Genomic DNA, 14265 nt, shown 5'->3' on the forward strand with positions numbered 1-14265 from the left:
ATCAGATCGCCGACATGCCGCTTGTGGCGATCCTGCGCGGCCTCACCCCCGAGGAGGCGCCCGCGATCGGGGCTGCGCTCATCGAGGCGGGCCTGCGCTGCATCGAGGTGCCGCTCAATTCGCCCCGCCCGCTGGAGAGCATCGCCGCCCTCGCCCGCCTGCCCGGCGGCGCGCTCATCGGGGCCGGTACCGTGCTGAGCGTGGACGCGGTGGATCAGGTCGCGCAGGCGGGCGGGCGCGTCATCGTCTCGCCCAACATGAACCCGCCGGTGATCCGCCGCACCAAGGCGCTCGGCCTGCTTTCCATGCCCGGCATCGCAACCCCGAGCGAGGCCTTCGCCGCTATCGATTCTGGCGCCGATGCGCTCAAGCTCTTCCCCGCGGAGATGCACAGCCCGGCGGTGCTCAAGGCGATGAAGGCGGTGCTGCCCGCCGACATTCCTGTGCTGGTGGTGGGCGGCATCGGGCCGGACAATATGGCCGCATGGCGCAGCGCCGGTGCTGCCGGGTTCGGCATTGGATCATCGATCTATCAGCCAGGCCTGGATACGGCGCAGGTCCGCCAGTGGGCCGATGCCATGGTCACGGCGTGGCGCGCCCTTGAGAACTGAGCGCCTGAGGTGGCGTGTTCGGCAAAACCCTGCCCCACCCCCGCCGTCACCCCGGGCTTGACCCGGGGTCCAGCTTCCTTCCGGACCGACTTCTCGCCAGGATCTTGCCAGACGAAATGCGCCGGAACAGGTTAGCTGGACCCCGGGTCAAGCCCGGGGTGACGGTTGGAGGGGTGGTTAGTCTCACCCCTGCTTACCGCTCCGCGTTCGCCAGCTCATGCGCAGCGTTCGCCAGTTCGATAAATCCCGCGCCGGCCGAGATCACATATTCATTCTGCCCCCAGAAGAACGGCCAGTCCTCATGGTTCTCCGGAAAATCCGGTTTGATAATCAGCGCACCCGGCACCACACCGCCGGCGATGAAGCTGAAGTCCGCGCGGTTGGTGCCATAGGCCACCTCCTTGGATCGCGCGCCAACCGCCGAGACGAAGGAGATGTCGGAACCGGGATGGTTGCCGAGCAGATAGTCGATACTGCGGAACACCGCATCGGGCTTCACGATCGCTGGAAAAGCCTTGTGCAGCGCATAAGCGGCGAGGCCATAGTCGATCACCCCTTCGTTCCCCGCCCAGCCGCCTTCCGAGATCGGCACGCCATAGGGATTGGCGGCGGCGATCTTGTCGCTCTGCGCGGCCCATTGCCGCACGAGCGGCTCCATCGCCGTGCGATAGGAAGGCGGCATGAACGGCAGGGCTTCCGTCGCCAGCGCGGCCTGAAAGCCGAAGAATTTTGAGACGGACGGCCACAGTGCCTCGATCTGTGCCGCATAGCGCTTGTCCCGCGTGGTCTTGAGCAATTGCACGGCGGCCGCAAACTGCTCGGCTTCGAGCGGCCCGCCGGTCGTATTGCCATGCTGGAAGACATAAGGCGGATGGCTCTGCTCCTCGGCCCACACCCGCGTCGCAATGGCCAATGCCTTGGCGGAGAGCGCCGGGTCCAGCGTCTTGAGGGCGCGACTAGCCGCAGCCAGCGCCGCAATCGAACCGTAATTGAGCGCCGATGACCGGCTGGTGAATGCCCAGCGATCATCGGGCGTGCCGCTGTAATCCCCCTTGACCTCATAAGGCTTGAGCGCCGGATCATAAATCTTGCCGTCGGTCTTGGTCACGGCGTCGCCAAGATGCGTGTACTGCCCCACATCCGGCTCCACGATGCCGTGGATCGCATGGCCCACCGCATCGAATTGCGCGACGAGCTGGAGCGTGCCGTGGCGGATCTGCTGGAGCAGGTCGGGCTGACCATCGGGCACATGGATTTCCACGCGCCGTGTGGCATCATCCACGCTCATCGTGTCGCGATCCAGCCCGAAGCTTTCCCAACTGCGCACCATGGAGCGGATCACGGCATATTGGGTCTGCGTGCGGATGTCATAGTCGCCGGCATCGTACCATCCGCCGATGTTGAGGCCGGGAATATGCTCGCCGGGCTTGAACCGCGTATCGGTGGTCGGTCCCTGCGCATACAGGTCGATATGCTCATGATTGAGCGGCGCCTGCCGGGCATCGTCCTTGTGGGATTCGCCGTGCCAGATCCGATAGGCCTCGTTGACGGTCACATGGTCCATCGCCACCGGGAAGTAGACGTCCAGTGTCGGATGCCAGGCATCGGCAAACAGATCCTGCGCGATGCGGAACGGCGCGGTCCTACTGCCGCCATAGGCCAGCCGATAGAGCCCCGGCGCGCGCACGGTGCTGAAGTCGAAACGCAGGTAGCGATAGCGCAGATAATCCCCCGCTTCGGCCGGCGCGCCGCTGAGAACGGGCACCTCCTGCCCCGAAGGCTCGACGCGCAGAAGGGTCGCTTGGGCCCGACGGGTGTCGGCGCGATCGATCTCGATCGTCGCGACCTTCGCCTGCCTCGGCGTGTAGCCAAGTTGCGAATGGCCGATTGACGGCGGCCGCAGCCAGCCGGGCGCGCTGGTCGGCGAGAGAGTCCACTCCACCACCACGCCCGTCTTGCCCGCCGGCAGCAGCGACCGCAGGACGAACCAGCCATTCTGCGCCTGATTGCGCCCGTCATAGAGCGCAATCGGCGTTTGCGAGCGCAAGCGGACCCGGCGCGCGGCATCGGACGGCGCGAGGACGATGTCACTGCCCTGAGTCAGAGGGAGCGGTTCGGCACCGGGGCCATCGCTGCGTCCGCTCGCAGGATTACGCTCCGGCGTCCGCACCATCGCGCTGGCCGGATAACGTGGGAAGGCGCCGGCCTTGCCATCCACCATGAAGGCATTGTGGTAGTAAGCCGAGGGCAGGAACTCCAAATTCAGCCCCGCCTTGCCCACCAGCGCCGCCGGCAAGGCGCGCGGCAATTCGACGGTCAGGAGAAGGTCGGCGCCGCGCGGAACGGCGCGGATGATGTAGCGGAAATCATGCTCGGGATATTCCAGAACGGCCTCGATGGTGCCGGTCCGCGCATCAACCTTGCGTTCGATCATCCGCCCGATGGCATCCCACTGGCCCGGCGTGGCGGAGAGGCGGACATCGCCATTGGTCGCGATCCGCCGATCCTGCTGGATGATCTCCACCCCGCTGATCTTCGAGTCGGCGAACAGCCCGTCATACCAGTTGCTGAACACCAGCACATTGGCGGCAGGCGCCTCGAAATAGCCGGAATCACCAAGTCGCAGGGCCGGTTCCTCGCCATGCGCAGCGGGCATCATCGAAGCCATAAAAACTACGACAAAAGATCCAAACAAAGCCGCGCGCCGCATCCATCCCTCCTGATTTTGTTAACGCTAACATAGCTGTGCAATTTTCAGATTGGCAACAAAATTGTGCGATAACGCTGACTTACGGACTGCGCGGCGGCGCTCAGAGATTGAAACTGTGGGCTATTTTTGTCTGACAAGTTGACGTTTGAAGAAATCAACGATTATCCTGCTGCCATCGCATCGGGGGACTCGCAGGTTCGCCGCAATGTCGTATCGAGGAGCAGGCAGGCGGTCGGCCTATCGACCGCCGCTGAACCGGGGAGGAAAGTCTTGAGCATCTCGATTCGTCATGCGTCCGTTCACGCCGTGCTGTCTGCACTGGCCCTGGCCGTCCTGTTTCCTGCCGCCCTGTCTCCTGCCGCCGCGCAGGATGCGACCGTAACCGCCATTCCCGCGCCGGCCGAACCCGGCGCTATCCCGCTCGGCACCGGCCCGGTCAAGGGCGCCACGGCGCCCGAAAGCTGGTTCCGCCAATATGGCGTGCCGATGGCGCGCAATGTCTCCACCGCCACGCTCACCCCTGTGCTGCCAGCACCCGGCAAGGCCAATGGCACGGCGGTCATCGTCGCGCCGGGCGGGGCCTTCCTGCTGCTTTCCATGGAAAATGAAGGCTGGCGGGTTGCCCGCGCGCTGGCAGACCGGGGCATCACGGCTTTCGTGCTCAAATATCGCCTGCGGCCCACACCGCCCGCGCTTGCCGATTTCGACCGCCAGTTGCGCGCTGCCTTCGCCAATGTAGGCCGGGCGGAGACGCGCTCCAGCCCGGACGAGGCCGTGGCCGGCCTGCCGGAGCAGATCGCCGATGCCGTCGCCGCGATCACATTGGTGCGCGCCCGTTCCGCCGAGTGGGGGATCGACCCCAAGCGCGTCGGCATGATGGGCTTTTCGGCCGGGGCCATGACGACAATGGTCACCACCCTCGCCCGTCCCGATCTCGACCTGGCGTTCATCGCGCCCATCTACGGCTCGATGGAGCGGGTGACCGTACCCGCCAACGCGCCGCCGCTGTTCGGCGTCATCGCCTCGGATGATCCCCTGTTCGCCAAAAAGGGCTTCGGCCTGCTCGATGCCTGGCAGGAGGCCGGAAAACCGGTTGAATTCCACCTCTACGAGCGCGGCGGCCACGGTTTCGGCCTCGGCAAGGAAGGCACGACCAGCACCGGCTGGCTGGATGCCTTTGTAGCGTGGCTGGACATGCACGGGCTGCTGAAACCGTCCTGACCTGCCCCGCAGGTCTCTTCCCGGGCTGCGCACGCCGCAGCCCACCCTTGAAGGAATGACCATGATCGCGTCCAAGGCCCTATCTCATGTGCGTTTCTGCCTCGCCCCGCTTGTCCTGCTCGGCACCCTGCCAGGCGCGCCCGGCATGGCCAACGCCCCGGAGGCCGCCGGCACACTCGCGCCTTATTTCACGCCTGCCGCACGCGCCCCGGCCAAGCCGGATGGGGACGGGTTCATCCGCCGCTGGCTGATCCTTGAGCCGATCACCAAGCCCAACCGCACCAACACGGTGTTTACGGGCAGCTATGTGCGCAAGACGCTGACCGCCTATCCTTTCCCCACCCAGACCGCCGGTCTGCCGCGGGCGGGCGAGACTGTGACCGTGGAGGGCCAGAAGCTCGCCTGGCACGCGCTGGATTCTACTGTCTTTGATGTGAAGCTGTTCAACTTTGCCCAGTCACTCGGCAAAACCAAATATGGCGTCATCTTCCACGTCGCGACGGTCGTGGACAGCCCGCGCGACATGGAGGTGCGCATGGCCGTCGGCTCCAACTCCGCCTCCATGTGGTGGGTGAACGGAGTCGAGACCGCTGTCCTGTTCAACGATCGCCGCATGGTGATGGACGATGTGGTCTCGCGCCGCATCACTTTGAAAAAGGGGCGCAACATCATTCGCGGCGCGGTCATCAACGGGCCGGGCCTGAGCGACTATTGCGTCCGCTTCATCGATGATGCCGGACGCGGCGTCACCGATCTTGCGGTGACCACGCTCTGACCGAGCCGCACCCCAGTTCCTCCCCTCTCCCTCTTCGCCCAACCGAGGTGATCGCATGAACCGCACCGTCGCAGCCACTGGCCTCGCCCTTGCTCTCCTGCTCCAGAGTCCCGCCAGCGCGCAGCTTGCAGGCGAGCCCTATATCCACGATCCGTCCACCATCGCCTACTCGGACGGCAAATATTACACCTTCGGCACCGGTCAGGGCGGCCTCGTGTCCGAAGATGGCTGGACGTGGCGCAGCGGCGGCAACCGGCCGGGCGGCGGCGTGGCGCCCGATGTCATCAAGATCGGCGATCGCTATTATGTCTCCTACGCCGTCGGTGGCGGCGGCATGTCCGGCGGCCATGCCAGCGACGTGAAGATCATGTGGACCAAGTCGTTCGATCCCGCCTCCCCCGATTTTGGCTATCATGAGGTGGGCACGGTCGCCTCCAGCGACGGCAAGGAAAATCTCGACGCCATCGATCCCGCTTTCCTCTATGTCGATGGCCGGCTGTGGCTGAGCTATGGCACCTATTTCGGCGCAATCCAGATGATCGAGCTGGACCCCGCCACCGGCGCGCGCAAGGCCGGCAATAAGGCGGTGGATATCGCCATCGACATGGAAGCGACCGCCCTGCTCCACCGCGATGGCTGGTATTATCTTCTTGGCACGCACGGGACCTGCTGTGACGGCCCCAATTCCACCTACCACATCCGCGTCGGCCGCTCGCGCGATCCGCTCGGGCCTTATGTGGATCATATGGGCATTCCGCTGCTCAAGGGGGGCGGCAAGATGGTCGTCAACGCGCGCGGACGGGACATCGGCCCCGGTCACTTCGGGCTGATCGACCTGGGCGAAGGGGTCGAGAAGTTCTCGATGCACTATGAGATCGATATGAACCGGGGCCGCAGCGTGCTCGGCATCCGCCCCCTGCTGTGGAAGGATGGCTGGCCCGTCGCGGGCGACAATATCGCCGAGGGCACCTATGAGATCGAGGCCGAGCGTAGCGGCTATGCCCTCCAGCTTGCCGCCGATTTCGTGCGGGTCGATTTCGACGCCCGCCGCAGCTTCTTCGCCCCGCCCGGCACACCGCCTGTCAACGTACCCGACCAGACCTTGGGGCAGGTCGAACCCGGCTGGCCGGCCGGAGCCGTGCCCGTCGATCTGGGCGACTATATGGTCCGCCCCCAGCAGCTTTGGACGGTCGCCCCCGTGCCGGGCGCCGGCGGCGTGATGGGCGCGCCTTATTACAAGATCGTCATCGCAGGCACGCAACGGGCGCTGGCGGCGACGGCCGCGGGCGAGGTGGAAGCGGTGCCGGCCTTCACCGGCTCGCCCGAGCAGCTCTGGCGCATCGACCAGCTCACCGACGGCACTTACCGGATCATGCCGAGGGCCACGCCCGGCACGGGCGAAGCACGCGCCCTCGTTGCCATCGGCGGTACCACGCCGGCGCTGGTCAAGTTTGATCCCGAGAGCCCGGCCGGCCGCTGGACGTTCAAGAAGCCCTGAAGATCGGCGTCAGGCGACCCGACGCAACCTTAAGCCATCATGATCCGTTGGAGGAGACCGGACGCTCTCGTCCGGCTTCTCCAGGAGGCCCTTAATGGCTGACATGACGCTCGATGACCTATCCGAGAAGATGGGCAAGATCGATTTCGGGATGCTCTCCACGCGCACGGAGGGCGGCGCGCTGGCCAGCCGGCCGATGAGCAATAATGGTGAGGTCGCCTGGCGCGGCGACAGCTTCTTCTTCACCTATGAGGCGGCGCGCACCATCGCGGATATCGAGCGCGACCCCGAGGTCGGCCTCACCTTCACCGGCGCGGTCGGCCTGCTGGGCGGACCGCCGCTGTTCATCGCCGTCGAGGGTCGCGCGGAACTCATCCGCGACAAGGCGCGCTTCGCCAAGCATTGGAACAAGGATCTCGAACGCTGGTTCGAGCAGGGCATCGACACGCCGGATCTGGTGATGATCCAGGTCCGCGCCCGTCGCATCCATTATTGGAACGGCAGCGACGAGGGGGAAGTCCCCCTCTGATCCGAATAGGCGCCGCGGTTGCCCGCGACGCCCGTTCCTACGCCGTCAGCTGAAAGCGAGCGCCACCTTGCGCCGCCGCATGGTGCTGCCGATCAGCGCGAAGCCACCCAGCATCATCGCCCAAGTCGCCGGCTCCGGCACCGATCCGGCATAGCTGAGCTTCAAGAGGTAGGACTGGTTCGGCCCGTCACCATCGTCGCTCACAAGGTAGATGTTGCCGGCATCGTCGAGGGTCAGGCCCTCGAACTTGCCGCCCTGATTGGCCGGGTCGACCAGCGACTTGAAGCCGGAGAGATCATAGCTGCTCAAGATCTGGCCGGCCTGCGTCACCTCGAGCAGGTTGAATGAGCGGCCGCTGAGGATCAGCAGATTGTCGCCGAACGGCGTCGCGGAGAAGATGCCATTGGAGAGCACCGCGATGTCAGACAGCCGATCGAGGCCCGGCAGCGCCGCAATATCGAACAGCTCGGTGACCGTCGCCGTCTCCGTACCGAAATTGGCGCCGGAGATCTTCCAGATCGTCTCCGGGCTGCGTTCCTTCACGCCGAAAAAGTCGCCAGTCACCTTGTTGTAGGCAATGCCCTCCAGGCCGCTATTGCCGGCATCGGGGCCGACGCTGATCGTCGGCGCATCCGGATAGGCGGTGTAGGTGCGGGTTGTGCCGTCCACGCCAGTCTGGCTGAGCAGCGCGATATCCTGATAGCGCTCTTCGGCGACGACATATTGGCCGTTGCCCACATAAGCGAGGCCCTCGGCATCGCATTGCGAACTGCCGAGCGAGAGGCAGCCGGAGAGGATGATGGTGGCGGTCTTGTTGCCATTCAGATCATATTCGCCCCAGATGTTCGTACCGTCATCCTCTTCCTCGTCATTGGTGACCATCAGCGTGCGCGTGTCCCAATTATAAGCGACGGCGCTGGCTTCCTTGGTGTCGATCGCTTTGCTGAAGCCGACGACATAGTTGTCGAGCAGGCCAGCCGCGTGGGAAGACGCAGCAGAAAAGGCGAACATCACAATGCCCGCGCGCAGAAACATCATCTTCATGGCAACCTCCGAATCATGCCCTCCCCCATGGAGGTCGCCCGCCTATCGGAGGCGCGAATGACAGGATGATTACATTTCATTAACCATGATGCTGGCGGCGGAAGAGACCGCACCAGATCGGGACACCCGAAGGTGATCGAAAGGCTGCATCACAAGCAGCAATCAAAATTGTGAGATTTTGGTGCGCCCGGCATGAAAGCGATGGGCACTCAAATCATTGGGAAATTTCTGTACCGCGTTAAGTTATGCCCATCTGAATCGATTGAAGCAACCGATGGTCTGACTGTGGGACTTAACGGTCGTTCCCGAGCGCGACCCTGAATGACGGGTTTCGCCGAAACTGGTCATTGGTGGACTTGCGATCCGAGGTCATGCCGCTTTCGATCAGCGCTTTGCTCGCGCCATCAAGCCACGAGAATGCATCCACCAGATCAGTTCATCGAACCAGTGGTCGCTGGTAGCGCCCTTGGGCTTCAGATCGAACCCGTGTCCGCCGCGCTCATAGATATGAAGCTCAGCGGCAGCGCCCGCCTTCCGCCAGGCGGTATAGAGCTGGACAGGATCATTCGGTGTGAACTCGTCGTCCGCGGCTCCGGCAATGAACGCGGGCGACGCATCGGGGGGAACCGGCGTGCGAAGCCCGCCATAGATCAGGCCGACAAAGTCGGGCCGCGAGACCTTGTCCCCGATGGCGAGATTGGCTGCAAGGAATGCGCCAGATGAAAAACCGAGGAAACCAATCCGCTTGGCGTCGATGCCCCATCCAGCGGAATGTTGCCGCACGATCGACATGGCGCGTACACCATCCTCCACCGCATGCTCCTCGCCCGCGAAAGGTGGCACTTGCTCCGGAACACCGTTTCTGGCGCGCGCCATGATGGCATCCATCTCCTTCATATGGATTTCGGGCATGTGCATCGCGTCATCGGCGCTTTTGATGGTGCGGTATTTGAGCACGAACGCGGTGACGCCCCGCTGCGCCAACTGACGGGCGATAGCCGTCCCGCCAGCCTCGTAGGCCAGACCAACGAACCCGCCGCCCGGTGCGATGATGACCGCCGTGCCGTTGGTGCTTCCGGCCTCGGGACGAAACACCTCCAGCGTGGGTTCGCTGACGTTGAAGATCATCGTCTCGCCGGTTTCGAGGGTGTCCCGCGATTCCGGGACTCCCAGCGAAGCGACTGCTCCCTTCGCATAGAGCGGAATGATCTCCCCGCCTGTGGTCGTCTGCGCCATAGCCGTCGTCGCGCCGAGCAGCGCGGCTGCCATCATGAGACCCGCCGCTTTTCCCAGAGGTTTCTTGAAGGTCTCCACCATCAGAGGCGCGCCTTGAGCGTGACGAAGGCCGATCGTGGCTGATTGGGCGAGACGACCGGATAGCCCATATAGCTGTGCGGATCCCAGGCCTTTCGGTTGCCGAGATTGACGATGGATATGCCGAGGGAGAACCGTCCGAGATCATAAGTGGCCTGCGCATCGATCACGGCGTATCCGGGAGCCGCGATGCTGTTGGGCAGCGTCAGTTCTCGCGAGGTGAAGGCGGTGATCCCAGCCCCGAACGACAGCCCCTTTGCAGGACCATTGAGCACCCGATAGCGCGCTGCGACTCGCCCGCTGTTCTTGGGCACGCGGGCAAGCGTATCGCCGGGAGCAACGCCATCGTCCCGGGTGTCGGTATAAGCATAGTTCGCCAGCAGCGAAAAAGCCGGGGTCGGCTCCCACACCAGATCGACTTCCACGCCACTTGCGCGCTGCCGTCCGCTCTGGATGTAGAACCCCACATTGGCCGGGTCGGCGGCGACGACATTGTCATGCGTCTGCCGGAAGGCCGCGACCGTGCCGGAGAGGCCGGCCTTGGGCAGCGCCAGCTTGACGCCACCCTCGATACTGCTGGAGATCTCAGGCTTCGCCGCCTGTGTCCCGATGAACCCGAACGGCGCACGGAACGCCGTCGCGTACCCCGCGAAGAGCGCAATGCCCGAAACCACGTCGAAGGTCGCGCCGATGCGGGGCGAGACATGGGTGTAGGTCTTGTCGTTCGCGACGCCGAAATTGCTGTTCTCGATGAACTTCAGACGGGTGAGCCGCAGGCCGCCGGTCAGATGGAGGCTACCATAAGTCGCCTGATCCTGCACATAGACGGCGAACGTCTCGAACCGGTCGTCCGTATAGCTGTTGACCGGAGTCTGGGGCGTGTAGCGCAGCTCATAAGCTGGATTGGAAAGGTCGATGGTGCCGGACGGGCTGTCGCTGACAAACAGGCCCATGGCGCTGTAGAAGCTGGTCCAGTCGTAATTGGCGCCGACGAGCAGCGTATGTTCGCCGCCCAGCATATCGGCCTTCGCGGCAAGGTTGGCATCGACGGTCGCCTCCTTCATGCGGTTGGCCATGGTGATCGGGAAGACGTCATAGAGCGGCGCCAGAGTGCCTGTCCCGGCCAGACCGGGATAGACGAAGCTCCCGCTCTCATCGACGTCACTGTCATAATAGCGGCCAGTGACAGTCAGTTTGACGCGATCCGAGAAGGCATGGCGCAGGGTGGCCGTGCCCATATTGTTGTCGTTCCTCGTGCGGGGCTGGCCGATCGGCGACCCGGGAAAGGCATTGCGATTGAGCATGCCGGCCAACGCCGCATCGGCAGGCAGGCCGGAATATTCCAGTTGGCGGCGTCGGTTGAACTGGCCCTGCAGAAGTAAGTCGGTATCGCCATCGATCTGGAATGAGAGGCTTGGCTGAATGGACCAGCGCTCGCCGCCGACATTGTCGATCCAGCTTTTGGTGCTCTGATACTCACCTGCCACCCGTGCCGAGATGCCGGACGCCAGCGCCACATTGAGGTCACCGAAAGGATTCCAGGTCGAAAAGCTGCCCGCGCGCATCGCCAGATATCCGCCCGTCATGTCGGATGGTCGCTCGGTCACGACATTGATGATGCCGCCCAGCGGCGTGCCGAGGCCACCGCCGTAAAGCGTGGCGCTTGGTCCCTTGAGCACTTCGATCCGCTCGACGCCGATCAGGCTGCTTGGGTCATAGGCTTGCTGATTGCCCGCGAAGATCGGCAGGCCATCGATATAGACCTCGCCCGGGAAGCCTCGCAGAATTGGCGGGATAAACAGGTTTTCCTCTGATCGCGTCGGTGTCACGCCAGAAACGTTGACCAGCGCCTCCCCCAGCGTGCGGCGATCCTGCTCCTGCAGGAGCGAGCGGGTGATGACCTGCACCGATTGGGGCACCTCGATCAGCGGCGTATCGGTGCGCGTCACCGCGCTCGACTTGGGGACGGCATAGCCCTCGCGCTTTCCCGTGATGACGATGGTATCGCCCGCCCAACTTGGCGGGGCTTCGGCTAATGTTTGTGCGTGAGCTGCGGAGTTCAGGCAACCCAGCGCCACGATTGCGCAGGTTGCAGCGCCGTTCAGAAAATGTCCGTTCATGATAATACCTTCGATCTTTTGAGGGCGTCCGTGACGACGCTGGAAGTCGAGCGGCGCAGGCGGCGCCGCCGCCCGGCGTTCAATTTTGCGATGCAGGTGAGCGGCCGGGCGGCGCGGCTCACGAACCGATCCGTGGCAGCAGCAGCGCCAGATCGTGCGATAGGCGGAGCCTGCCGGAGATGGTTGGCTTGACGGGCGTCACCACCGGAACCGCACGCCGCCATAGACGGCCCGGCCGGTGCCCGGACTGAAGATCTCCGATGTCGGGCTGGCCGTGCCGGCAATGGCTACCGTAGAGATGTAGCGCTTGTCGGTGAGGTTCCGGCCCTCGACATAGAGCGACCAGCGCTCGCCCAGATCAAACCCGGCCTTAAGGTTCAGTAACGCATAGGGATCGACCGTCAGCGTGTTGGCATTGTCGGCAAAATAATGGCCGGGCGCCCATTCGACATTTGGACCAGCGTAGAAGCCGCTGGGATGCTTGTAGAGCATCTCGGCACGCAGATAATGCTTCGGCACGCCGGGGATGCGATTGTTCCCGTAGATGGCGTCATCGTCGAAGAAGAAGTCGCTGTAAGTGTAGGCGGCGGTCAGCGCGAGGCTGCCCCCGGAAGGTGACAGCGGGATCGTGGCATCCAGCCCTGCTTCGATCCCCTGATGCACGGTGCGATCGGCATTGGTGGTGGTGCACGGCGCCCATGGGAAGAGCGTGAGGCACTGCAACTCGTTGCGGATCTCGGAACGATAGAGCGAGACATTCCAGCCGATGACGCCGCTGCGTCCGCGCGTGCCGATCTCGTAGGTCGTCGCGCGCTGCGCCTCCATGCTCGTGGTCGGCGAGGAGAAAATGCCCGCATCGTAGCTCGGCACTTCTGCACTGCGCGAGACATTGGCGAAGAGCTGAACGTCCCGCTGAACGTCCCACAGCAGGCCAAACTTCGGGCTCCAGAGGTCGAAGCTTTGGCGGCCTGATCCCGTGCCGATCCGGTCGCGGCGGTCGCGAGTGGCGTGCAGATACTGGACGCCCGCGATCAGTGCGAGGTTGGGTTGCACGTAGAGCGAGTCCTCGGCGTAGATGGAGAGGTTCTTCGACGTGTCGACCATCGACTGGGTCAGCGCGCCCTTCACTGCGCCGGTCAGGTTGACGAACTGCTCGGTGTCCATTTTGCCGTTGTGGAGATTGGCGCCGACGATCAGCCGATTGCGCAGACTGCCCAGATTGCGATCGTCCACGGCGCGCAGGAACCCGCCATAATCGTCGACGGTGTAGTCGAGATACTGGTAGATCGGGTGATCGACATGGCGCCAGTTGTAGAAAGCGCCGAACTCCAGCACCGTCTGGTCGAGCCGGATCGTCGTCTTGTTCGATATGCGAACGGAGTCGACATTGCGCTGCTGGTCCTGATCGACCCAGCCAGGGTTCGCTGCGCGGGGATTGCTCAGCGCTCTCGCCTTCGAGACTTCGCCGGGGATGCGCTGATTGGTGGATGCGCCGGTCAGGTAGAAACGCATCTCGACATTGGGCGAAATACAGTATCCGACATTCATGTTGCCGCGAATGGCATCGCCATCGCTATGGTCGCGATAGCCGTCGATCCGCTGGGCGGAAACAGTTGCGAAATAGTCGAGCGCGCCCGAAACGCCGCCCGTGCTGGCCTGGCCCTTCACATAGCCGAAGCTGCCGACGTCGATGCGCGCATCAAGCGGCGAGGCATCGCGGCCGGTCGGCGTGACCAGATTGATCGCGCCGCCCAGCGCATTGGCGCCATAGCGCAGGGCATTGCCGCCCTTGAACACCTCGACATAACGGTAAGCGCTGGGATCGACCTCGAAGAAATCGACCAGCCCATCCGCCGTGTTCATCGGCACGCCGTCGAGCAGCAGGGAAATGCCCCGTGAGCCATAGGCCCGTGACAGCCCCGATCCGCGCACCGAAACGCGCGCATCGTCGCCCATGCGCGGCTGCGTGATGACGCCCGGCACATAGGCCAGAATGTCCTTGATGTGCTGCACCGGCGTGTTCTTGAACGCGGTATCCGGCACGACCTCGACCCCGCCGGGCGTCCGTTCGATTTCCGCTATGGCCTGCTCCGTGGTGGGCGTGGCGGTGATGATAATGTCGCTCGCCCGAGAGGGCTGATCGGCGTCTTCCGCCCAGGCTGGAGTGGCCGACAGAGCGGCGACGAGCGCGATGATGGATGTCTTCACGATTATATTCCTTTTTTGAATTGAAGATGCTGATGGTCGGGCGCGCGGTTCGCTTTCGCCGGACAGTTGCCGCCGCTCTGCGCTGCGGCGGACGGGGCCTGTTCGATGATGTGCAGCCCGAAGGCGGCGTCAGCGCCGCGTGCGAAAAAGCACAGCGCGATCACCATCCATGTCCGATGACGGAAACGACGCAATTCCTGCGCCCGCGCATCGGAAAGTGTGAGCCAGGCCATCG

General features: G+C 63.9%; 11 protein-coding genes. 5 read left to right on the forward strand and 6 right to left on the reverse strand.

Features of this window, described 5'->3' with window-relative positions; genetic code table 11:
• Positions 1-14 precede the first annotated feature (14 nt).
• A complete protein-coding gene (locus tag M2333_RS07885) occupies positions 15-611 on the forward strand; it encodes a 2-dehydro-3-deoxy-6-phosphogalactonate aldolase (protein ID WP_264612594.1) in 597 nt (198 codons plus the stop codon).
• Between the two features lie 193 nt (positions 612-804).
• Here the strand turns inward: M2333_RS07885 and M2333_RS07890 are convergent, their stop codons facing one another.
• Positions 805-3270 carry a glycoside hydrolase family 9 protein gene (locus M2333_RS07890; protein WP_264611394.1) on the reverse strand — a complete coding sequence of 822 codons (2466 nt, stop codon included), beginning with the start codon at positions 3268-3270 and terminating at the stop codon, positions 805-807.
• Between the two features lie 321 nt (positions 3271-3591).
• Between M2333_RS07890 and M2333_RS07895 the strand changes: the two genes are divergently transcribed.
• The 4 genes from M2333_RS07895 to M2333_RS07910 all read left to right on the forward strand — a co-directional run bounded on the left by M2333_RS07895 (position 3592) and on the right by M2333_RS07910 (position 7344).
• On the forward strand, positions 3592-4542 hold the full coding sequence (locus tag M2333_RS07895; RefSeq protein WP_264611395.1) for an alpha/beta hydrolase: 951 nt from the start codon (positions 3592-3594) through the stop codon (positions 4540-4542).
• 61 nt (positions 4543-4603) lie between these two features.
• Positions 4604-5317: an acetylxylan esterase gene (locus tag M2333_RS07900; RefSeq protein WP_264611396.1), complete on the forward strand. Its 714-nt coding sequence runs from the start codon at positions 4604-4606 to the stop codon at positions 5315-5317.
• 55 nt (positions 5318-5372) lie between these two features.
• On the forward strand, positions 5373-6815 hold the full coding sequence (locus tag M2333_RS07905; RefSeq protein WP_264611397.1) for a family 43 glycosylhydrolase: 1443 nt from the start codon (positions 5373-5375) through the stop codon (positions 6813-6815).
• A gap of 94 nt (positions 6816-6909) precedes the next feature.
• Entirely contained in the window at positions 6910-7344 is a 435-nt protein-coding gene (locus M2333_RS07910; protein ID WP_264611398.1) for a pyridoxamine 5'-phosphate oxidase family protein, read from the forward strand.
• Positions 7345-7389: 45 nt separating this feature from the next.
• On the opposite strand, the gene M2333_RS07915 is transcribed toward M2333_RS07910, so the two are convergent.
• From M2333_RS07915 to M2333_RS07935, 5 genes are all read right to left on the reverse strand, one after another.
• A complete protein-coding gene (locus tag M2333_RS07915) occupies positions 7390-8388 on the reverse strand; it encodes an SdiA-regulated domain-containing protein (protein WP_264611399.1) in 999 nt (332 codons plus the stop codon).
• Positions 8389-8772: 384 nt separating this feature from the next.
• Positions 8773-9705 carry an alpha/beta hydrolase gene (locus M2333_RS07920; RefSeq protein WP_264611400.1) on the reverse strand — a complete coding sequence of 311 codons (933 nt, stop codon included), beginning with the start codon at positions 9703-9705 and terminating at the stop codon, positions 8773-8775.
• Positions 9705-11822: a TonB-dependent siderophore receptor gene (locus M2333_RS07925; RefSeq protein ID WP_264611401.1), complete on the reverse strand. Its 2118-nt coding sequence runs from the start codon at positions 11820-11822 to the stop codon at positions 9705-9707. The genes M2333_RS07920 and M2333_RS07925 overlap by 1 nt, the downstream gene beginning before the upstream one ends.
• A gap of 198 nt (positions 11823-12020) precedes the next feature.
• Positions 12021-14030 carry a TonB-dependent receptor family protein gene (locus tag M2333_RS07930; protein WP_264611402.1) on the reverse strand — a complete coding sequence of 670 codons (2010 nt, stop codon included), beginning with the start codon at positions 14028-14030 and terminating at the stop codon, positions 12021-12023.
• A 2-nt stretch (positions 14031-14032) separates the two neighbouring features.
• A complete protein-coding gene (locus M2333_RS07935; RefSeq protein WP_264611403.1) occupies positions 14033-14263 on the reverse strand; it encodes a hypothetical protein in 231 nt (76 codons plus the stop codon).
• Between the last annotated feature and the right edge of the window lie 2 nt (positions 14264-14265).

This window comes from Sphingobium sp. B11D3B (genome assembly GCF_025961735.1).
Classification (GTDB): domain Bacteria; phylum Pseudomonadota; class Alphaproteobacteria; order Sphingomonadales; family Sphingomonadaceae; genus Sphingobium.